General features: G+C 57.4%; 14 protein-coding genes. 2 read left to right on the top strand and 12 right to left on the bottom strand.

Annotated elements, in window-relative coordinates; all coding sequences use genetic code 11:
• Positions 1-2: 2 nt before the first annotated feature.
• The 8 genes from HAV21_RS09540 to HAV21_RS09510 all read right to left on the bottom strand — a co-directional run bounded on the left by HAV21_RS09540 (position 3) and on the right by HAV21_RS09510 (position 12,407).
• Complete coding sequence (locus HAV21_RS09540) at positions 3-3,194, bottom strand: UvrD-helicase domain-containing protein (RefSeq protein WP_166841520.1); 3,192 nt, start codon at positions 3,192-3,194, stop codon at positions 3-5.
• Positions 3,191-5,839, bottom strand: a complete 2,649-nt coding sequence (locus HAV21_RS09535) for a PD-(D/E)XK nuclease family protein (RefSeq protein WP_166841519.1) — start codon at positions 5,837-5,839, stop codon at positions 3,191-3,193. Before HAV21_RS09535 ends, HAV21_RS09540 begins: the two co-directional genes overlap by 4 nt.
• A gap of 79 nt (positions 5,840-5,918) precedes the next feature.
• Complete coding sequence (locus HAV21_RS09530) at positions 5,919-7,157, bottom strand: hypothetical protein (protein WP_166841518.1); 1,239 nt, start codon at positions 7,155-7,157, stop codon at positions 5,919-5,921.
• 221 nt (positions 7,158-7,378) lie between these two features.
• Positions 7,379-8,899 carry a hypothetical protein gene (locus tag HAV21_RS09525; protein WP_166841517.1) on the bottom strand — a complete coding sequence of 507 codons (1,521 nt, stop codon included), beginning with the start codon at positions 8,897-8,899 and terminating at the stop codon, positions 7,379-7,381.
• A gap of 8 nt (positions 8,900-8,907) precedes the next feature.
• Positions 8,908-9,909: a sigma factor-like helix-turn-helix DNA-binding protein gene (locus tag HAV21_RS09520; protein WP_166841516.1), complete on the bottom strand. Its 1,002-nt coding sequence runs from the start codon at positions 9,907-9,909 to the stop codon at positions 8,908-8,910.
• 13 nt (positions 9,910-9,922) lie between these two features.
• Positions 9,923-10,744: an ADP-ribosylglycohydrolase family protein gene (locus HAV21_RS22460; RefSeq protein ID WP_347877633.1), complete on the bottom strand. Its 822-nt coding sequence runs from the start codon at positions 10,742-10,744 to the stop codon at positions 9,923-9,925.
• A gap of 125 nt (positions 10,745-10,869) precedes the next feature.
• Positions 10,870-11,460, bottom strand: a complete 591-nt coding sequence (locus HAV21_RS22455) for an ADP-ribosylglycohydrolase family protein (RefSeq protein WP_279539005.1) — start codon at positions 11,458-11,460, stop codon at positions 10,870-10,872.
• The gene (locus HAV21_RS09510) at positions 11,457-12,407 is read right to left on the bottom strand and encodes a DUF6569 family protein (RefSeq protein ID WP_166841515.1); all 951 of its coding nucleotides are present in this window, start codon (positions 12,405-12,407) and stop codon (positions 11,457-11,459) included. The genes HAV21_RS22455 and HAV21_RS09510 overlap by 4 nt, the downstream gene beginning before the upstream one ends.
• Before the next feature lie 49 nt (positions 12,408-12,456).
• Between HAV21_RS09510 and HAV21_RS09505 the strand changes: the two genes are divergently transcribed.
• Positions 12,457-13,173, top strand: coding sequence for an NUDIX domain-containing protein (locus HAV21_RS09505; protein ID WP_166841514.1), 717 nt, complete (start codon positions 12,457-12,459; stop codon positions 13,171-13,173).
• A 242-nt stretch (positions 13,174-13,415) separates the two neighbouring features.
• On the top strand, positions 13,416-13,895 hold the full coding sequence (locus tag HAV21_RS09500) for a hypothetical protein (RefSeq protein ID WP_166841513.1): 480 nt from the start codon (positions 13,416-13,418) through the stop codon (positions 13,893-13,895).
• Between the two features lie 197 nt (positions 13,896-14,092).
• On the opposite strand, the gene HAV21_RS09495 is transcribed toward HAV21_RS09500, so the two are convergent.
• The 4 genes from HAV21_RS09495 to HAV21_RS09480 are packed head-to-tail and all read right to left on the bottom strand — an operon-like array spanning position 14,093 to position 21,548.
• Positions 14,093-16,150: an AIPR family protein gene (locus tag HAV21_RS09495; protein WP_166841512.1), complete on the bottom strand. Its 2,058-nt coding sequence runs from the start codon at positions 16,148-16,150 to the stop codon at positions 14,093-14,095.
• Positions 16,147-17,175, bottom strand: a complete 1,029-nt coding sequence (locus HAV21_RS09490; RefSeq protein WP_347877638.1) for a PD-(D/E)XK motif protein — start codon at positions 17,173-17,175, stop codon at positions 16,147-16,149. Before HAV21_RS09490 ends, HAV21_RS09495 begins: the two co-directional genes overlap by 4 nt.
• Positions 17,168-20,053: a Z1 domain-containing protein gene (locus HAV21_RS09485; RefSeq protein ID WP_166841510.1), complete on the bottom strand. Its 2,886-nt coding sequence runs from the start codon at positions 20,051-20,053 to the stop codon at positions 17,168-17,170. Before HAV21_RS09485 ends, HAV21_RS09490 begins: the two co-directional genes overlap by 8 nt.
• Positions 20,040-21,548 carry an ATP-binding protein gene (locus HAV21_RS09480; RefSeq protein WP_166841509.1) on the bottom strand — a complete coding sequence of 503 codons (1,509 nt, stop codon included), beginning with the start codon at positions 21,546-21,548 and terminating at the stop codon, positions 20,040-20,042. The genes HAV21_RS09485 and HAV21_RS09480 overlap by 14 nt, the downstream gene beginning before the upstream one ends.
• Positions 21,549-21,552: the final 4 nt, after the last annotated feature.

Here is a 21,552-nt window from a genome sequence, read left to right as displayed (position 1 = left end):
ACTCAACCTTCCGTGGTGGGCTGGGTGGCTTCGGAAACGGGTAGTACTTCATAGATTTGGCCCAAAGCAGGAAGATGCATGAGCGTGCGGATCACGGGCTTCCCGGCGGCCGCCAATGCATCACGGTAGGCTGCCATCTGGCCGAGGTACTTGTCTCGGATATGGCCCTCGGGGTCATTCCCGGGATAGGTCTTGTGATCGATAAGGACGCATCCCTCAGGTCCTTCGAGCAGAAGGTCTATCCACCCTTCCATCACTCTGTTCTCAGTCCGCCACCCAATGGCCGCCTCGCGATGGTGCGTCCATCCCGGGTACGCCGCTGTCAAATACGACTCGAGCCGGGCACCGGATTCGATCAGTAGTTCCGGACCTACCACATGGCCTAACTTCCATCGTTCGATGATTGTCTCGGCAAGACGAAGCTGGTCGACCGAGGTAAGCGTGGAGTATTGCGTCCCCAAGTATGCGTGAACGGCGCTTCCCACTGCACCCCACTCTTCAGAACCGCGTGCAGCCAGTCTGGGTCCGAGCTCTGTAGCCAGAAGGACCTTCGCGTCATAGGCGGAGGATGATTCGGAGCTCGCGGTAAGTCGTGCCGGAGGGTAGACGGGCAGTGGCTGCAAGCTAGCTGGGTCTATGTACTGGGCAACGCTGAGTGTCTGGTCGGTCTTGGTTTCTTGCACGTCAAACGAGGTAATCCGGGCGGGCAGGGGAGAACTTCCCGCTATGTTCAGCAATCCACCTTCGTCCTCTCCTGACCAGGATAAGAGCGAGGGGACCCCCAACAGGTTGAGGAGCTGTGGCTGATTCGACTTCGCAGTCAGGACGGTGGTTTCTTTGGCACGAGTCATCCCCACGTATATGAGCCGGCTCGTGTTGTTGCGCTCCCGAAGCTCCGCGTTCATGGCGATCTGGCTTGTCTGGCCGGCCGCGTCGAGCGGCGAAGCCTTATAGGGGAACGGACTCGGCCAGAATCTTATCCACCGGTCCTTCAGCGGCTGTTCCAGGTCCAGCTCTCCGTCCTGTTCCACGGCAGTGCCGAAAGCGGCGAAGCGGACGTCCTTATCCAGGGCTTCCATTACGACCACGGGCCATTCCAAACCTTTGGCCTTGTGATAAGTCATGACATTGACGACGTCGGGGCCAGCGTTTTCCGCTGATTGGTGATTATCTGAAGCGAAAAATGTCAGGAAGCCGCGCAGTGTTCCGGGCGCCCGGAGTGCCCTGCAATGCTCATAGTATTCTTCGATTGTGCCTCTCATGGCGTCGAGATTCCGGAGACGGGTTTCGGGAGACGTCCATGACTTTATGTGATTTGTCAGCCCGACGGCGCCTATGACGGCCTCGAAAATCTCAAGTGGCGTTGCCGTGCCAGCCAAGTCACGGACCCGGGCCAAAGCGCGTACCTGAGGCTGCTGGGCCCAGCTGGTGTGGACGGTTTCAGGCTCGACGGCGGACAGCAGCTCCCGCTGCCAAGTTCCATTGGAAGGGTGGCTAGGATGCAACGCCACCAACTCGGTGAGCGCAATGGTGTCTCGATCATCAGCAACATATGCCATGGCTGCGCGAGTAAGCTGAACTTCACGGGCTTCATTGAGCTTGCGTGGATTCCGTGTTGCCCGAATACCCAAACCGTCCAGTGCGGCGGAGATGGCCTCAACGTCCTTGTTTGAGCGCGTCAGAACTGCGATGTCGCCTGGCTTCACGTGGCTACGACGGTTAAGCAGGTCGGCTACCCCGGCAGCTGTGGCCAGAAGCCGGTCGCCGTCGTTCTTCTGTGGACGGGCCCACGCTTCCAAGCTGCCCTTTGGCCAGTCCTTGTGTGCTTCCGGCATATCGAGCCGGACTGACGCAGCGGGCATCCCTAACGTTCCGAAAACAGGCTCAAAGACAGCGTTGGACAATGCGATGACAGACGCGCACGATCTCCAGGATTCTGAAAGCTGGCGCTTGTTCTCCACCTGATCCACAACGGTTTGCATGAGGTCAGGGTCTGTTCCACGGAACTCGTAGATCGCTTGCTTAGGATCGCCGACCCATACGGCTTCTTTGACCAAACCGCTCAGTTGCAGGAAAAGCTCAAGCTGGAGGGGACTCGTGTCCTGGAACTCGTCCACTACCAAGAAGCTGATCCTCCGAGAGAAGGAAGAGCGAAACGCATCGCTGGTGCGTGCCAAATCGAGGACGAGGGTCTCTTGATCGACGAAGTCCATCAAGCCATGGAGGCGCTTAAAATCAGCGTAGGTTTCCAGGCATTCTGCCGCGCAGGCAAATATCTTACGGATGTACTGTTCAATGTCCGAGTGAAATGCCGGATTGGATAATAGTCCTTCGTGTATCCGAGTCCGGAGATCCAGGAAGATTTGAGCTATTGGCGCAGCGGGTTTCGATGCTACAAAACCCCGCCATATCTCCCACGGGGTCTCGTCCGGCGTCGTTGCGGAGTCAATTTTCTGGATGACCTTCGGATACTGTTCGACGAACACTCCAGTAGTGATCTTTGCTTGCCTGCCGGCGGCGTCGAGTCCTGTCTTGGCCAGTTCCTCCAGCTCTGCTCGCCCTGCGCGCATATCGCTCAGCCAGACGGGACGTTCATCCTCGGCGGGATCGTCGAGGAGCTTGCGGATGCCTGCCCACGATCTGTCCGCGCAGGCTGCCAAGTCACGTGAGCGGAGCCGGTTGGTTCTGGCCGCATCGACAATTGACCGGACGGTATCCTGCCAAGTTTGCGAGTCATAGGGCGAGTCTTCGTCGGTTCCCATACGGCGGGCAATCGGTAGAATTCCCGTCGCATGGTCGGCCAAGACGGAATCGACGGCAAGGTGGAAGATACTCCCGAGTTGTTCTTCGGGGATGACCTCAAGTGCGGGAGATAGACCAGCGTCTATTGCGTACTCCTGCAGCAGTTGACCACAGACACTGTTAACAGTGCCAATAAGACTTGCTGGAAGTTGTTGAGCAGCAAGCTGTAGCGAACGGGCCTGCGAACCGTTGGCTGCCCCGGCATGTTCCAATAGCCGAGCGCTGATTCGTTCCTGGAGCTCAGCAGCGGCTTTCTTAGTGAAAGTTGTGGCCATGATCTGGGTAGCCGTCAGTCCGGACTGGATGCGATCCGTGATCTCTGAGGTCAGGTGGTACGTCTTGCCTGTGCCGGCGCTTGCCGAAACCATCGTCACGTTGTCGAGTTTGGTCATGAAAAGTCACCTTTCAACCCGCACAGCACTCCCAATTCACAGAAACGGCAGGGGGGCTTGACGTAATGTAGGCCGCTGTCACGACATGCTGTTTCGCGGCTCGGTTCACTCTCTGCCCGATTGTCCTCGACCACTTGGGTGGCGATGACACGGCCGTTAACTACTTCGTCGATGCTGAATGTGATCGCCTTTTTCGCGCTGTCCCAGAGGTCGGTTGGCTTCACCGCACTCCGAAGTGGCTGGCCGAAATGCGAGTCAGCAGAGATAAAAGATCCCTGCTTGAGCATGTAGTAGGCAGTGGGATCGTCAGTAGTGTCCGCACCCTCGTGCAGTGCCCATTGATACAGGGCAAGCTGTAGCGCGGTGCCACCAGCAACTTCCTCCCGACGGTACTTCGCGTGGTTGGTCCACTTCAGGTCAATGACAACCTGTCGCCCATCGCCGTCCACCCCGACGGCGTCGGCGCATCCACTAACAGCTACTTGGTAATTGCCTTGTGAACCAACAAGTTCAAGATTCTTCTTAAAGTCCTGTTCAACCTCCTGAAGGGTAACTCCGCCCTTCGACAGCTGGCTGAAGAAGGTGTGGACCGAGTCGATCAGGATACCGACGATCGCGTGGTGACGGCGCTGCTGGCCGGGCAACAGCAGCTCGGCAGCGTACTGGGGCAGGAGTGCACTAATGCAGCGGTGGATTTCTTCCTTTTCGGGAACGGCCCTGGCTTTGAGCTGTTTGTGGAGAACCTCCACCACTTTGTGAGAAAAGATGCCGAGCAACGTGTTGTCACTGGGAATTAGGGCCGCGTCGGTGGAGTGCACATTCGCCTTCTTCTCCAGCACCCAAGCGAACGAACAACCGAGCAGCTTTGAGAGCTGCGAGAAGGACAACTGGTCCGGCCTAAATGACGGGTTTGCGCCGACGTCGTACACTGCTGCCGGGAGAGTGGGCAACAGCTGCGGAGCGGCTACGAGCTGTGCCGAGCGGCCGGCAAAAACCCAGAGCCCATCTGCGGTGGTGAGCTCGTCCGGTGTGGATCTCAGTTCACGGGCACGGTCCGCCAGCGGTTTGGCCGCATCATCTGGACTTGTTGTGGGCTGCGCGGAAACAAGGGCTTCGAGCAATCCCTGTCCCTCCGTTCGAGCGCCGTGTATCTGCTCTACCTCGATAAGGATGAGGTTTTTACAGTGGGCGGCAGACGCCAGGGTCTGCTGGATGGCAAAAGCGGCTGCGTCCTCTGGAACGGGCAAACTGATGCCGACCTTCTCCAGTGTTGCCACATCATGCGCTTCCCACCGTCTCCCGGGCGTAAGGGTTGCATCTTTGAAACCCCACCACAGGACATAATCGACGTCGTCGGAAAGCTCGCTGAGGTGAGCCAACCGCATCCATGGGCTCGCTTCCTGAGCGACAATGGAGTTCGATTGCGGTGTGATGACCGAACTGACGATTCGTCGCACGTCCGGCCTCGATACTTCCGGGACAGTAGATAGAAGGTCAATGACCTGCAGAAGCTGTTCCACTGTCGGCAGGAGAGCAGACTTTTTCTTTGCCAGGCGACGAAGCTGTGCCGTTAGCCAGGCCGCTTTCTCCACAAGGACGGACCCGGGTGCCGTATCCCCGTCAATGAGGCTCGTATTGAACAACTGGTCGATGTCAGAGGCCCACGAAGGACCCAAATCCTGATGGTCTGCGATCTTATCCAGGGCCTCAAACCACGCCTCGCTGCCCGTGCCGGGAGCTTGCTTGAGTGCTTGAAGCAGATACCCCGAGGCCGGGCGCTTCACCGGAGTTCTAGGCAAAGAGAGAAACTCCGCCAGCAGCCGGACGTTGATTGGACCCCATATCACCTCAAAAAACAGGGGGATGATTTGGTCATTGGCACGCCAGCTGGAGCTTGCCCCGACAACCAATCGCGGAAGCCCCCTATCAGCCAGGTAGTGGTCGAGGACGGATGTGTGGTCTGAGCACACAACTGCAGTCTTCGTATTGTCGCCGCATGCCAACCAGCGAGCGACGTTTTCCGCGGCCTCCCACTCCGTCTCCGCCGTCAGAACGTGCAGTTGTGGTTGGGCGCCACTCACCGCTTTTTCACTGACCAGAACTCCCCGCCCTCTAAGAAGCATGAAAATGTCCCGCCAGATTCTCGGAAAATTGGATTCAGCGTGTTGAAGAATGACTTGATCGATCCCCAGAGGCAGCGGTGAGAGCAGCGCAGCCGGCAAGCCCCGGATGTCATCGGCCAAAGCTGGGGAAAGATCGCCCTCTGCAGATTCGACCGCTGCCAAGGTTCGCAGCAGTGGTGAAACTTCTGCAGCGGACAGGGTGTCAGCGGGGAGTGCTCCGGACCATCCATTGCTCACGGCGTCGTCGCGGGCCTCGAGAAGTTCTACGGCTGTGGACCACGGATCAACTGCAAGTGAGCCGTGGAACCATTTGTCGTCGGTGTCTATTGACAGCAGTCGCTGCAAATATTGCCCCACACGATCAGCGTGTGTGGTGTCCGGCCGTGTGAGGCCCAGCCTGGTCAAGAGAAGGTTGGTAAAACCCTTGCGTCCAACTCGAACCCGGTTCAAACCCGGATTGCTGAATGCCCACGGCGCACGGTCCAGGAACCAGCCGAACTCGACGATCAATGTTGCCCCCATTTAGCTTGTTTGGTTGTTCTATCACGCTTTTTGTTGTCCGGCCCGGCTCGTCCACCCTATGAACGCGTGAAATGGATGCCTACGAACGTCTTTCGTCGTCGGACCTCACCGTTTGCCAGTGGAAGTCGTCGGGAGTCCGGATCCCGAACCCGTCCTGCAGGGCTTCGAGGATTTCATGACCAGCCTCGCTTGGATTACCGAGGTTGTTGAACAAGTTGGATGTTGTGCAGTTGGATGCTCGCCAACCGCGACGTCCCAAACTTGGTTCGTCGAATCTTTGCTCGCCTGCTAAGCCCCAGGCTGGCCTTATTTCGCATAGCACTTCGCCCTCGACGATGCTGGCTTGAGCTCGGAGAGGCGGGCCTTCTAAGGTCTCTTTCCCGGATTCGATCATCAGGGTCCAACCATCGGATAATCCAGCCAAAGCCTCGTTGAGCTCTTCTCCAACGGACGCCCACTTCTGCTCCAATAAGTTTTCAGCACGGAAATGATTCGAGAGGCCTCCGATCTCATCATCGTCGATGAGATAGGCAGCCGAGATGACTCCCTCCCAAGTATTGAAATGCCTTCTCATCTCGATGGCGGACGGCCGCTCACGTCCCGCCGCTGCCTCGTTGATGACCCAAGTGTCGTAGGTGGATACGTCTTTAGGAAAGAACGGCGATTCGTGATCCGAGCAAGCTTCCTTGAAGTCTTCAGCGGCTGCGTGGAAGTCCGCGGCTTCAAACCTTGCTGCAGCCCCGTTCATGCTGAGGCCTACCGCGCGGAGAGTTTGTTCCCACGAGCCTTTTCCCACCCTGCGTCGAAGATTCCTGGCGAAATCGGGCCACATCGCGCTGTGTTCGTCAGGTGAAGCCAGTGACTGCAGAGCGTCGCCGTATGCCGTCATGGAAGGACCGTTGACCTTGGCGGATTGGATCCTAAGGGTAGTAGCTTCGACGATGGCCAGTATCTCAGCAACTCGGGTGCTGCTGAGGAACGAGCCCAGGTTGTCCCGGATTTCTTGAATGTCACTCGGAGCCATGTTAGCTAGCGCGGCCTTGTAATCGGGCTCAACCCGGAGATGAACGCCCGCTATGTACAGGAGGTTGAACCGGTCCAGAACTGCGATAGGCCCGGCTGGCGTAGTCCGCTCCGAGTAGTTCGCCAGCCAGCGCTTATTGCATAGCAGGGCCACCGCGATTTCAGTGTCGACGGGAGTCCCAAGAGCCCCCAAAACTTTAGGGATCTCCGAGTGATGAATTCGAGCATTCAGAAGCTTTTGGATGGTCTTTCGCTGTTCTGCCAAGAGATTGGCAGTTTTTTGACTGCGCGCCATGAGTGACCGCGACCGTTCCAGTTCTGCGCGGTCGGCGATCCTGCGGCCCAGCTTTCGCAGCAGTTCGTACCCGCTGGTACTGGCCTCTTCAGCTATCGCGGTCATTGGTCTGCCGGCCCGGTATGCTGCGGCCGCCTTGGCCCCGGGAGTAGGACCCATACGCCTTAAGGGGAGCCTCATGGCCTGCTCTGAGTACGCTCCGTCGACGTTCATCTCAGGTTTCAACTCGCGTTCCTCAGGGTTTGCACCGCACCATTTAGCGCGTCATCCAGGGTTACTCCTCCGTCAGGTCCGGGGCCCGGCGGGAACTCTCCTGTGGACCACCGAAACTCCGCAACGTCAGCACACTTCCGGCCGAGTCTCAGGGCGGTGACGATCTGATGCCCGGCATCGCGTGGTGAGAGCTGGGATTTCCACCAGTTGGGGAAGTCGGCGTCCGGTTCCGACCAGCCGTTTTCAGTTAGGTATTTCTGGTCGATCGGCCACTCCGCGGCGGGCAGAAATTCCTCCGAAACGACCTCGCACCAGACTCCGTCCGCGCTGGGGGTTGCTTGGGCGTAGGGGGTGGTGCCGTTGCCCTGGGCCTCCGCGTATTCCACTCTGAGGAAGCTGTTCCAAGGCATGCGTTCCAGTAGATCGCTGATGAGATTTCCCGTCCGGCGCCAGCCGTCATCGGCGGGCTCCCCGTCGCCGTCGTCCTCTATTCCGTGCTCATTGCTGAGCGCCTTCAGCAAGAACTTTGACTGAACGGGCGTGACCGGAATCTCGGTCACCTCACTGCCAAATACTTGATCCATGAGCTCGTCCCAAGAAACACCAAAGTGCCGCACGATCTCGCTCGCGGATGGTCGCTCGATCAGCATTCCCGCTTGCGAAAAGCCCCAGAGGTCGTAAGATTCTTCGCTCATTGCGTAGCCGCACAGTTCGCACTCATCGAGAAACGAATCGAGGGCATCTTGGTGTTCATTCGTCCCGAACCGCCCCTCAGGAGTGCCCACCTTCAGCCGGATGGTGTCCATAGCTCCCTGCCAGCTCCCGCCTCCGTGGCGGTTGACGAGGGTTGCTACGGGTACTGGCCACGGGTCGTTCTCGTCGCGGGAAACTCTTCCCAGTCGCCGCGAGATCTGTTGGGCCATTTCGTCGTACTCGGAGTAAGTGAGGGTAGCGATCGTCTTGGCACGTATGGCTAAGGCAGTGGTTTCAGCGACCGCCAAGATCTCGGCCAAGCGCGTATAGGTGATATCCGGCTTCGCGAACTCTCGAAAGGCAGCAACGGCATCCAACGGCATCTTTGCAAGTGCCAGCTGGTAGTCGGGTTCAATGCCGTGATACTTCCCGACGACGTAGAGCAGGCTCAACCTATCGCTTAGCATTTTAGGAGCGGGCTCCTCTGGGGCTTCGTCAGGAACGCCAAGGAACTGCAGAATAGCTACGGCTACATCCACGTCAATGTCGTTCCCGAGCGCGCCGATCACCTTCGGGGTGTCCAACAGCGGGATGCCGGCATCATCCAACCGGGTGACCATTTCCACGTTGTTCCAAAGAGCGCTCATGGCTTTAACGGCTCGGCTGCCCACCGACCGGGCTCGCGCGAGTTCGTCGCTGGGCCTATCAGCAATTGCATCGAAAATTTCGCCGGCATCGACACTGTGCGCTGAAGTTATGGTTTCCAGCGGATCCCCGCGACGGTACGCTTCCCGAATCACCGCGGCGCGTGTCTCGCTTCCCATTTCGTCCCCCATAATGACTCCTACTCTTGGACTGCCCGAACAGCGTCAAGCCATGTGCCGTAGATGTTCCTTACTGCAGCACCTGAGGGCCGGGAATTGCCGGCATGAATCTCTTGCTTGACCCATGCCTCATAGCCCGTGAATGTCGGCTTGGCTCCGCTGGACAGGGCGAATCTGTTGAAATCGCGCACCGAGTCTTCGTAGTCGGCCGGGGTGAACTTCAGGAGCCCTTTCGGGCGTCCTTTCGCAGCTGTTCCGATCCCCATTGCTTCGAGGCCCTCGTTCCACCCGCCGAAACGCTTGGTCACGGTCTGCCGGGTAGGGGGCCACGGAAATGCTCCTTGGCGAGAGACGAGGCCCAGCGCCGGCACGAGTTCGTCGCGAAGATGCTCATATCGCTGTCCGGTGATACTGGTCTCGGGATTCTCTTGGAGGTATTTTTGCGCAGCTCCGATAACTCCCAAAATGGTGGAGACATCCTCGACGTCGGCTTCGGCAGACTCCAAGGCGGCCCGGAGCTCGTTCATCAAAGACAGCTCGATGTTGACAGCGGCCCATTGACGGTCCGGAGCGAGCCCAAGGTTGGACCCCAGCAGGTACCAGACACCTGCCGCCACCGCTTCTTTAGAGAAGATGTCTTCCATCTGTGACTTGTCGAAAACGATCGACGACGTCCGCAGGGCATCCTCGGCAAGCTCAGCGTCCATCGCGGGAAATAGTGCCTTCAGTTTGTCGATCGCATCAGGTCTTGTAACTCCGCGCCTGGACATCTGGCGAGCCAGCTCGCCATACTCGGCCATGAAGGCGTTGCGGGCGGCCGAGGTTGCGGCTTCCCTTGAAGCAAGTCTGCTTTTGCGGGACTCTTCGGCGCTCGTGCCGCCAACCTTTGCAATGATCTGGCGGACTCGTTCGCGGGTGATGCCGAAGCTCTGGCCGATGGCATCAAGAGTCTCACCGTCGGCATAGCGCTCCACCATTGCAGCGTCGCGCTCTTCCCGACTGAGTTCAGGAGTTGTGGTCATGGTCATATACCTATCAGGCGGTTCGGACATTATGAGGAAGGTCGCCGCGAGCCGAGGGTTTGTGACGGTCCGAGGCACAGCGGCCGGACCGCACGATGTCCAGGAACAGCGGATTCGGTGAGGCGTTGGGCAGTACATTCAGGACGTCGTCCAGTGCCGTTTCAGCGTCAATCCCCAACGAAGCAGCACTGTACAAAGCGGCAACAGTCGGGGTCCTGGACTCAGCTCGCACGCAATGGAGCAGCACCGTCTTCCCTTCAGAACGGAACTGCTCGACGGCGGCAGCCGCTTCAGCGAGGACAAACGCCGCGTCAGCATTGTCGGATGGGTCCGGCGAATCGATAATCCAGAACGATGCATGATCTGACACCGCAATGGTTGACAGATCAGAGGTACCCAGGCGGCACAGGGAAACAACTGCGTCGATCCCCAAAGCTTCCATCCGCCCCAGGGAACCGGCGCCACCCAACCACACGCCGTCGTCGTGCGGGTGCTGTACCAGCACATCGGTGCGACTCCACATGCTGTAGTCCTGATGTGCCGCGCCCGGCCAGGACTGTTCCCGTGGGCCTTCTCCACGGGCGAGCTCCATTCCCAGTGTCATGAGGTCGCGGGTTCGTAGTCCGGGCCACCCATGCAAATGCCGTCGCCACTCCAAGGGCACCGACGTGAACCCGTAGGCCGCGCCCAGAAGCCCGCCGGCAATTGCCGCGACAGTATCGGTATCGCCGCCTCCCCGGACGGCTTCCTCCAGAGCCTCGCGGAGGTGTTCCGGCCCACGGGTTGCAGACACTGTGGAGTAAATGGCGCTCCAAGCACCTTGGAACGCTTCCACTACCCACCCATTCCGGTGAAAGTCCCGTGCACGTGACTGTTCGGCGGACTCGATGCGCGATAGCCAAACTGCCCTGCGGTCAGGGGGCAGCAGTGCCAGCCCCGCCCGCACATTCAGGTTTCCGGTCAGGACCGCCGCCCTATGGCAACACACCAGAGACCGCACGCCTCCAAGGCGTCGGGATCCACGTGAGTCAGCGCGCTCGCCCTGGCCGCCGCCGCCATCAGCTCACCAGGCTCACGATCGAGATAGGCGAGGGCAAGGGGAGCAGTGCGCATGAGTGAACCATTTCCGGCGCTGCGTTCAGTGCGTCCGTGGAACGCTTTGGCGGCAGCTGTGAAGTCCGTGCCGGTCACCGGCCTCCCAGCGGAAGCTGCTGCACGGGTAGCGGCGGCAATGACCGCGTTGGTCTGGGCGCCGACATCCTTGGCGTCGGCAGCCCAGGCACTCCACTCGCGTACAACTCTGCTCAGCGCCGCGTCAGAGGCAAGATCAGGTCCGGACCAAACAAGCGCTCGTGCCAAGGGAATGGCCATGGATGTGTCGTCGGTCCACTCGGCGGGATCGAATCCGAAGGGACCGCCGCCTTTCATCAATACCGGCGTTTCGTCTGGCAGCGGTGGGCCGAATTCGTAAGCGGCGCCGAGAGCGTCTCCGGCAGCAAGCGCCACCAGAACGCCGGCCGCGCGGTCGTTTTGCAAAGGATTGAGTTTCATACCATCTCCATCAGAGGGTGTTTGGTGTTCCAAACGGTCAGGTGCGCCAGCTCTGGGCCGCGGTGTGGAAGTTCGACGGCGATGCCGGCACCTTCCAGTCCGGCCCGGAGAGAGCTGACTGGACGGCTTCGGAGCGGTCCGTGGCTTCGAACTCCGGCGAGTGGGCCGCCGTCGAACGCTCCGAAATCCAGCCCTTGGACAACCGCAGCGAAGTCCCGGGCCTGTTGCCCTGACATCCGGTTGGATGCCATGACCTTGGCCGGAAGTAACTCGAGGTCCAACAGGGCCGCGCGAATGAGCTGGTGGTAGTGGCGCCGGAACATCGTGTGGGTGCCAAAAATCTCCAACACCAGCGGCTGCGTGCCAATCCCGAACAGGACTCCGCGCTGGCCGTCGATTGGGGGTAGAGCATCATTAGGGTCAAAGCTCGGGGCCAGTGCCTGGCGGTCAAGGTGGTCGACGAGTGAGTTGGTGGCTGAGGCGCCACGCGCCGCGTCTAAACGGCGCACTCTTTCCCAGATGCGGCCTTGACGGTTGCTTGAGTCCGAGGCCCCGACGCGGGATGCCAGCTCTGCCCGGACGGTGAGGGGAGCGCGGCGACTCTGCCGCCGATGACTGCTCATGCCGGCTTCCCAACGCCCTTCCTCAACACAGTAGGTCCCGATGGTTCGGGTCTCGCCTGCACCAAGGATGACGTCGTGGGCGCAGGTTCGGTGTTGCTTCCCGCCTTCCAGGAGTTCGCCTTCCAGGAGGAGTGCGGGACGGGGACCATTGTTGCTGGCCATTAGCTTGCCTACCTGGGCGCCGTCAGGCAGTTCGTTGACGGCGACGTTGGCGTGTGCACCGGTGCTGATGGCCAAGTCACCATGGCCTGAGGTCCAGACGGGGAAGATGCTGAGTGGGCCCAAAGCGGTGCCAACGCCCAGATGCAGTTGTGGGACTTGCATTAGTGCCTCCTGATTCGAATTAGCTCAATTTTGCGCTAATCGAGTCAGTATGCAGCGATTGCTTCTTTTGCGCAAGCCTGCGATAAATGATGGTGTGAACGCTTCCCGAGATCCCAGGTCACGCACATTGTTGGACTATCCGAGACCCTCAGTTGCAGTAGATGCGGCGGTCCTTACCGTGTGGGAAGGCGCGCTGAGTGTGCTGTTGGTTCAGCGTGCAAGCGGTGATCGGACGGGGGAGTGGGCGCTCCCTGGGACCTTCCTCAGAGAGCGTGAGCTTCTTTCCGATGCGGTGCTCCGCTGTCTTCGCCAGAAAGCCGGGATCACTGGCCGCGTGCCTCAACAGCTGCACGTCTTCGATGAACCGGATCGTGACGACCGCGGCTGGGTCCTCTCGGTTGCGCACGTCGACATGGTGCCTCTTGCTGCGCTTGAGTCTGCGTTGACGTCCGACGGCGTCATGCTGGTTTCGGTATCGGCGGAACCGGACGTTGTGTCACGGTTGCCGTACGGCCACGCTGACATCGTGGCCAAAGCCGTGGGAAGGATGCGCCTGGCCTACGCTGAGGCGCCGGATCCAGGGGCACTTCTTGAGGAGCCGTTCACGCTCAAGGACTTGCGGGTTCTCCACGAAGCAGTAGCCGGCGAAACGCTCATGCGGGACACCTTCCGGCGGTTCATGGAGCCGAAGCTGGTTGGAACGGGAAAGATGTCGGATGGAACGCGAGGTAGGCCGTCGCGGTTGTGGGTGCGGACAAGGTCGTAGATTTGGAAACGCGAGCGCTGCAAAGGCGCATGCTCAATTACAAATTAGGACGAAGAAAGCGTAGATCAGAGATGTCATATGTAGAACGAGGGACGCTTAGGTACAAGCACATCAACGCGCTGTCCTGGCGTGTAGCAAGTGAGCTCGCGAGGCGGGATCGTCGAGTCTACATCGGGCTGACTGGAGATGAGGGTTCGGCAGCGCACGCCGATGCGCTAATGCTGTCCAGTCTGAGTGGAGGCGTGGATTATCAGGCGCGACGTACGGGCTATGGTTTTGCTGCCGGAATGGGCGGCCACTTCACAATGGAGTGGGAGGTGGCCGTCAATATGCCCAGTGCCAGGGCGATTGCCAGCGCCATGGAAGAGTCTCTCGGCATCCATCTACCTGAAAAATCGCCGCCCACCACTCCACGCGCCCTCGGTTACCGGCTTATGGCATCGGTGCTAGAAATGACCGTGGGCGACCGCCGGCAGTGGCTCACCTCGGAGACGATGGGCGGCCCCCTCGATGCGGCCTCCACGGTTAATCGCGATCGACTTCAGGAATATGAAGACACACGATGGTCACTTTGTCGAGACACCGAGGAGCTAGCTGTGCTCGACAACTTTGGTTGGCTTCAAGTTGGCGACAGAAAGACTGACCTTCATAGGCGGTATAGGGAGCTGGACGGACGCCTCTACCCTCTTGTGTTAGAAGTCTTCGGGGGCATCCTTTCATAGAGGCGTGTCAGCTTCTGGAGTTGAGTCCCGCAGTACGCGTAACACCGTGAACCGGCGCTGCACAACCCAACCGACGTGTGAGACTTTGACCTCGCCGCGCACTCACACAACCAACCCAGGACAGCTTTGATTCCACGTCGGACCGAACGGATATGCTGGGAGGGGTGACTGAAAACCCACCCAGCGTGCCGGGACATTTATGTACGACTATGGTCGGCCTTGAGGTCGAACCCAAGTCGCTCAGCTTCGTCCAAGATCTTGACACCTTGAAGAGCTTGCTTGACGGACGGCGCCCGCCCCTTTTCGAGCAGATTCCCCAAAGAGTACGCGATGGATCGCTGAAACGGCTGCAAGTTACTGGTTTCCTTGGCCCATGAAGAAATACCTTTCCAAGTATGGGAGGAAGCCATTATGACCCGCTTTAGCGCTTCCGTTTCTTCATCGGACTTTGCGGCGGCAGCCTCGGGGGTATCTGCCATGTTGTTCGGCCCCAAGTATGGGTTAGAGGACTTTGTGAGAATGTCGTCTGGAGCAAGCCAAGGAATACCGCAAACAGCATCCCAACACTCCTTCTTCTTTGCCCATTCAGTTACGTTCCTACTGCCGGCGCTCTGCAGGATTACCTCATGAACTCGGGGAGCCAAGTCAGTAATTACATCTGACAGCCTGACGGGGAGCTGCTGGTCTTGCCAGATCTTGCTGAGATCGAGTCGCTGCTGCGAGCCTCGTGATAAGAAAGCAAGAGTGTAGGCGACCGTAACAGAGCGGTAGCCTCCGAGGGCCAACTTCGTAACTATGCGTTCAGTTTCTTTCCAGAGGATCGCTTTGGCTACCAGTCGCTCAAAGTACGCTTCGTCAGGAAGCGTTCTATCGCCATTCTCAGTGCGCGTTTGCAGGAATTCGCGGAAGTTCTTCTCGGCACCAAGGCTTACGATGTGAGGTTTTTGCAGCCACATGTGTTCATATTTGGCCACGTCTGTCTTTAGAATCTTCTGTGAGACCGGATGTTCGCTCTTGAAGCTCCTTTGGGCCGCTGGTGTCCGTTCCCTGGCGATAGCATCGGCATACTGACCGCGCGCGCGTTCGAAGAACCAGCGCGTCATTTGGTGGGAGCCGTCCTTGCCTGGGGCCCACTTGGAACGAGAAATCTGTTCCATGGCAACATGGAATTTATCGTTCGCAGTAAAATCTGCCATGCGAACGGGATTTTGTGCGTTGGAGAATTGGGAAATGGATCGAGCCAATTCATGGCGGACTTCATCAGCGACGACCGTGAGCTTCAACTGAACTTGGACTTCAGCGAGGTCCCGCTTGCTCTTGGACAACGCGTGGTAAAGCGAAGCGGTCGTCTGCCCACCGTTAACAATCTGCACATCTTGGAGTTTCGTTACCAAAGTCCGTCCACCATCGGCGGTTTTCTCTATGCCGGCGGCGGTCAGTGAAAGACCGTTGTTGTAGGCGAGAAACCTATCGGGCTCTTCTGCAATGGTTGACTGTATCCCTTGATTGATTTTGCCACGAGTCTGGAGAAAGGACCGGACGTTGAGCTCCAACAGCCGAGGACCATACAAACCGTAGATGCGAGCCAAAACATCTCCCGGAATGACCGCCAAATAGGACTCATAATCTTGGGGGTCACCAAACGGCCCGAGGGCTTGGATGCCGTCGATCCCGTAGTCAGAAAAGTTAATGTAAACAGGCTCCTGTGCTTGCCCCGAGCTATCTATCTTGTGAATGCGTTCCAAGTCCCAGACTTCAACAGCCACTGGCTTTTCGCGGATATCTCCGACGTTTGGGACTACAGTCCGCAGGCGCAGGTTGCTAAAAACCACCAGTCGGATACTTTCGACTGCTGGCCAAAGGTTCTTCACCTCCAATACGATGTCGTGGAGGTCAGAGGACTCGTCGACATACTGGTCTAAGTTCATGGACGAGTGCGATGTAAATCCGCTCATTCCAGCCAACAATGGCTGGAGTTCAGCCTTGGTCAGGCTAGCGATGCCTTCAGTGGAACGGAAGAGAGTTCCAAAGACGGTCAGGCGGCTCCTCTCCTCGTCCCAGTCCATGCCTGAGCAATTTAGACCCGGTTTGGCAAGCACCGCAATCCGCGGATCATTTGCTTCGCCTGCCTCCAAGAGCAAATTCGCGGCATATTCTGTGAAGGCTTGCGCTAAGCTCTGTGGTGACTCTTCACTTTCTGCTGTGGAACGGACTTCCTGTGTGAGCTCAGCGTGAAACTGATCGATCGCCGTCATGCGTACGTCCTTCTGAATACTTCCAAGACCTCGTCTGCCGAAAGAACCCACGGGCCGCACGACTCTAGGTCGATTTTGTAACTTACATGGCTGACACCTTGGGGAATATCCGCTTCTGTGATTCTTGGGAAATCGTCTCGCACGGCCAGCCACTGCCGCTTACGAACTTCAAAGGTGTTGGTGTACTGACCAGAATGCTCGTCAATGTAACCCGTCCTAATGAGTCTGGCCTCCAGCGCCAGCCTGGCCTGCTCAACGCCGTTCATGGCATTCCTCACATCGGCGACTAGACTTGGAAGCTTGAAACCGATTCCGTCCCCCCTTACGTCGAGACTGTAAGCCGCGAGGAGGAAGGTTTCTGTTTGGACTGGGTCTAGTTGACGCTCGTTGGCAATCGTCACATGCCTGGACCCTGTGGTGGACGTGGACTTTACTTCAACAGCAAGCTGAGCATCACAGAAATCCTGCAGAGCATGTTCTGGGCCAAACCAGCTATCAGCAGCCCTCTCAGCGCCAGCATATGGGATGAAATAGTCCCGAAGGGTGAGCAGTTCTGCCACCAGCCCAGCTTGCGACGTAACCGATAGCCCTTGTCGCGCAACGCTGAAGAATCCCTGCCACAGCGCCAGGCGGCGGACGACTGACTTTATGAGCGCTTGGGCGTTCACGCCATTAATTGACGCAGTGACGTCGCGGGCCAAGGCCTTGAACACCGACGTCACCTCTGAAGCAGACTCAAGGATTCGCAACTCGAGGGCGCCCACGCCTGCGCCGACCAAGCTGATTTCGAGTCCCGCTACGGACGGAAGAAAGGGCTGGATCTCGTGCATCCTACCCGGTGCTTTGAACAGGAGGCCTCTCCTCATTCCGGATGTAAAACTAACCAGGGCGAAGCAGTCCTGGCCTAGGGGTGAGGGCAGCCGCCTGCGAACCTCCCCTTGGCTCGGTTGACTCAACTCCAGTGCCTTCCAAGCTTGGTCCAGATTGATGTCGTCGGAACGTCCAATACGAAGGCCGCTATTCACTTTCTTCAACTTCGTCGTCGTCCTCGAACATGGCGTCCCAATAGACGGAGTTCACTTGGTACTCAACGGCCAAGTCGTTCTCGCTCTGGGGGAAAGAGACTGCAAAACCTACGAGTGGAGTGGGCTTGCCATCACATGTTGTGGACTCCATCAGGAGATTTTGGTGAAGTAGCTTTTCGGGATTCAGAGGGTAGATCATCAGATACCCAGTGTTTCTGTGCCGCACCATCCGCTCAGCAGCCGCGGAAGGGCGAGTAGGCCTACTGGTGCGGAACTTAGCTTCACCGGCGTCAAAACGCTCTTGGGCCCAGCCAAGGGCTCGTTCCCACTTTTCAGAATCTTTATCGAGCGGCCGAAGTTCATCACCCGAACTTACCAGTCTCTTTATTGTCACCCTAGGTTGACGGACTGTGCCGCTTTCGGACTCGTGCATTTGATTTTCAAGCTCCGGCGAGGGTGCTCGGTCGAATAGCCGGATCTTGATCCCGCTAGCGGTGGAAAGCAGATCATCACCGGAACCCTGCCGCGATCCGATCATGACGACCCAGTTCTCCAGTTCCGGAGTTTCCAAATGGAGGCACTGCCGAATGTAATCAACCAACGGCTTGGGTAAACCTCGACCAGTATCTCTATGGGCAATATATGAGTTAAGAAAATCGATGACTACGTTGGCTTCAGCATGAACAACTTGGGATCCCTCCAAAATGCGAGGACCGATCTCGCACGCCTGCATCAGGCGATCGAAAGCAGTCCAGTTCGATATGCGCGCTGTTTCGGAAGTATCAAAAAGTAGTGTTTCGCATTGAGTTGCAGCAAACGTTACTCGGAGGCTTTGCGCATTCCTCGACTTATTGCGAGCGGTCACCATGAGTCCGTCGGGATGCTGCTGGACTCGTAGGCCGAAGTCCCTGGGTGTCCGGTTCAATTGGGCCATGATGTCAAATTCGCGGTACAGCTTGGCGGTCGCATTCGTAATTCGCTCGTACCAGGTCACAAGCTGAGCGGTGGTGAAAATCCGACAGAGGTCAAGGTACCCTGGGCGATATCCGAACCATCTGCCCATCTGCATCAGGGTGTCGTACATCCTTGACGCCCTGAGGTAATAGGATGTTGTGAGGCCCTCGAGCGTAAGACCGCGCGAAAGTTTGTCTCCTCCAACCGCAATGACAGTTAGTCCCTCAGGCCGGGAGGAATACATTAGCGAGTCTTTAACAGAACCGTTAACCACTTGCACTTCAACTTCATTCAAGACAGAAGCAATTGCGTCCACGAGTTCGTACCAAGGTGAGATCTCCATGCTGTCAGACCGAGACTCATCTTGCCGCAACATCTCAGCGTTCGTACTGATAAAATCCGACTCGTACAGTTTCTTCAATTGAAAGAGCGCGGACCCTGCATTCCCGGCATCCTCATGGCGAACCGACTGACGAAGCTCCTGAACATAGTCTTCCACCTGAACGCGTACCCCTTCTTGCACATCCTTGAAGCGCGTAACGTGGATGAGCATCGATGAATGCTTATTCCTGATTTTTCTGAGCCGCTTCATGGCGGACGAAAGGATGAATGATTGGATAGCGGTTTGCATTGACTCGGGAAGTTCTCCCTCAGGAACATCCGTCTTCTTATGCCCGTCATGAAGCCAATTCTCATGGTCATCGACCGTCCGGAGCGTCGGAATCGGAGTCACGCTTTCTAGTCCAATATCGGTGTCTTCATCCAACCCAAAGAATCTGACTGGGCCCGAGTAGTTAGATGGCTCCGGTAGTCTGATGATGAAGTGTTCAGGAAAGAGATCATTACCAACAGTACTGTGCTCAGCCTTTGGATCAATAAAAATATTGGCAAAGGGAGTTGCGGTATAGGCGACGTATGCACTTTGTTCGAAAGTGTCCAGAATTTGCCGGATCAGGCCATTGATCTTTGAAGGGTCGGACTCTTCATCGATTAGCTTTTTTTGACTGGTATCCACGGAAGCGTAGTCCGCTTCATCGTCAAGCACTAAAAGTGGAAGTTTCTGAACGATCTTCTTGTTTGTTTCGGGGTCAACAGTGTGCGTCAGTTCCGTTGCCCACCTGTAGACGTTGGAGAGTATTGAAGCGTTCTTCTTCACGACGAGGATTACCGGATCACCTCCCAACGATTGCAACGCCTGCTTAGCGGTGCGGAGACTGAAGTCACCGTTGGACTCGACTGTTGTTGAGCAGTTGATCCTCAGGAATGGCCCAGACTTAAGGCCCACGCCCGTCTTCGGGGACTGGCCGGTATTGCTAAATGTGTCAACTGTATTGAAGCCCAACACGCCCTCATTCACACGCTGCTGGGTTTGGCTACGAAGGCTGTCGTGTGCACCGGCTAAAACAATTACAAGTTTGTAGCCGGAATCAATCGCTTTGTTGATCAGTCCAACGTAGTTCGAAGTCTTGCCGGACTGCACCTGTCCCGCAACCAATCCGCGTCGCTCCCACTTACCTTCCTTCGTTGGGTCTTCGAGTGAATCCAATATTTTATCTGTAACCAGCCCTACCGACTTATCAAAAATATGTCCAGGGCGACCCTCGTCCTCGATCATAAGGCGACGGTATCTATCCCAGAAGCGCCATTCAATGTCGGATTTTTTCGCAGCGATCCATGGTTCATGATCAGTGGGATCGTAAAGTCCTTCGCTTGGCCCCACGTATGTGTTGAATTCTTTCTCCAGCTGACGGACGATTTCAATCAAGTCGTCTTCGTGCGCCGCGGACAGGCCTCTCTTGACAGAGAAATCGTGAGCATCGCGGACAGCCGACTCTATATCTTCCCTCGTTAAGAGGGCGCGGTCCTGTTGGAAGTCCTCGAGATCGACCCGAGCGAGCTTCAAAACGCGTTCAAGAATCCTCATTCGACTCAACTTTCTCTCTGTAAGCGGCCACTATCTCCGGGTAAAGGGAAAAGGGTTCCACGCTGGCTAAATCATTTAATACCGCGGCTACGTCTCGGCCGCGTTTTGTCATTCGTTGGCATAGGAAATCCAAATCTGCCGTCACTTCGCTGGTGCTTCCCTCGAAGGGCCGATGAGATGATTCGATGCCATCGGCAACGTGGATTGCGATTTGCGTCAGAGGGAGAGTCTCCTCGACGAAGCGAAGAAGGCGTCGTATTTCATCCTGGGCTCCGGGGGCTGCCTCCATCAGTTGAGTAACTACGGGGTTTTCTCGGTTTATCTTGTAAGATACTTTTCCGTCACGGTCTTTGTATTCCCTCCATGCAAAGACGAAGTCCTGAGCGGAAGATCGGGCGCTGAATTGTCCCCTGAACCGGTAGACCGATTGAGCCTTTGACTTCGTGTCCCGCGCGATACGGCGAAGGTCGGTCACTAAGGCTGCTGGGGGGCGCACATGAGACTTCCTGACGTCCACCTGCCAGTGGTGATCCAACTCAATGGGAAAGTCGAGTGCAATTCGGGCGAGCTTTGCGTGCTCTTCTTTCATCCCGCCTACCCCGAGCCAGCTGCCTGCCACCAGTAGACGGTCATTGCGATAGACGTAGAAGCCTTGGTTAGCGTTCCATCCGGCTACCCCCGCCGCCTGGCGGTGTTCGTCGTCGGATATTTTGCTCTTGTGTGGCAGAACGTATGAAGTAACTTTTACAACATTGCCATCCAGCGGCAGGTGTTCTTCCCCGCCTGACCAAGTCCCAAGGTGTGACGCCATGAAGGGATCCCACGGCTTGATTAGGTGGCTGTTTAGGTGGATCTTTAGGCCTCGTTTCGCCGACAGGAAACGGTGGAACGTCAAACTCAGATGTCGCTCCACACGATCAGCCACCGCGAGAAAGTGCTTTTTGGTCGCCCGACCACCGGCGTCGTCAAGGCCCACAAGGCGATCGCACTTCGTCCAGATAACCGCTGTTCCGGCGCCAGTGAAAGAGATATCGTCGATAACTTGCTTTGGCAGCGTTGTTCGCAATCGCCACTGCCCGGTTGCTCGAACTTCGTCCAAGTCCCAGCGCCGCACATTTGCGTCAAGTCCGTCGGAGCTCACTACGGTGAGTTCCCGAGCTTGGGAGATAGAAGCAGTCTTCAAGCCCAGTCCGAAACGCCCGAGATCGCCCGTCGACCGTTCCTCGAGCGGGCTCTTGCTTCCGAGCCGCATTGCGTCGAGAAGCTGTGTCGCTCCCATACCGTGCCCGTCATCCTTGACGACAACGTAGCAGTCACCCTCATTCCATTGAAATGAGATGAAAACATTCTTGGCTTTCGCTGTAATGCTGTTGTCCACCAAGTCAGCGATCGCCGTCTCAGGCGTGTAGCCGAAGGCGCGCAGCGATTCGAATATAGGACTTGCGCTGGGCTCAACAAGATCCCAGTCATCACCGACGTCCAATTTTACCCCCATGGTC

Origin of the sequence: Paenarthrobacter sp. MSM-2-10-13, assembly GCF_011605365.1 — a bacterium.
Classification (GTDB): domain Bacteria; phylum Actinomycetota; class Actinomycetes; order Actinomycetales; family Micrococcaceae; genus Arthrobacter.
This window is presented reverse-complemented; position numbering and strand designations above follow the sequence as displayed.

Excerpts from the sequence above, each read along its gene's own strand:
- HAV21_RS09540 (WP_166841520.1), bottom strand. The coding sequence starts at position 3,194 with ATGACCAAACTCGACAACGTGACGATGGTTTCGGCAAGCGCCGGCACA.
- HAV21_RS09535 (WP_166841519.1), bottom strand. The coding sequence starts at position 5,839 with ATGGGGGCAACATTGATCGTCGAGTTCGGCTGGTTCCTGGACCGTGCG.
- HAV21_RS09530 (WP_166841518.1), bottom strand. The coding sequence starts at position 7,157 with ATGGCGCGCAGTCAAAAAACTGCCAATCTCTTGGCAGAACAGCGAAAG.
- HAV21_RS09525 (WP_166841517.1), bottom strand. The coding sequence starts at position 8,899 with ATGGGGGACGAAATGGGAAGCGAGACACGCGCCGCGGTGATTCGGGAA.
- HAV21_RS09520 (WP_166841516.1), bottom strand. The coding sequence starts at position 9,909 with ATGACCACAACTCCTGAACTCAGTCGGGAAGAGCGCGACGCTGCAATG.
- HAV21_RS22455 (WP_279539005.1), bottom strand. The coding sequence starts at position 11,460 with ATGAAACTCAATCCTTTGCAAAACGACCGCGCGGCCGGCGTTCTGGTG.
- HAV21_RS09510 (WP_166841515.1), bottom strand. The coding sequence starts at position 12,407 with ATGCAAGTCCCACAACTGCATCTGGGCGTTGGCACCGCTTTGGGCCCA.
- HAV21_RS09505 (WP_166841514.1), top strand. The coding sequence starts at position 12,457 with ATGCAGCGATTGCTTCTTTTGCGCAAGCCTGCGATAAATGATGGTGTG.
- HAV21_RS09495 (WP_166841512.1), bottom strand. The coding sequence starts at position 16,150 with ATGACGGCGATCGATCAGTTTCACGCTGAGCTCACACAGGAAGTCCGT.
- HAV21_RS09485 (WP_166841510.1), bottom strand. The coding sequence starts at position 20,053 with ATGAGGATTCTTGAACGCGTTTTGAAGCTCGCTCGGGTCGATCTCGAG.
- HAV21_RS09480 (WP_166841509.1), bottom strand. The coding sequence starts at position 21,548 with ATGGGGGTAAAATTGGACGTCGGTGATGACTGGGATCTTGTTGAGCCC.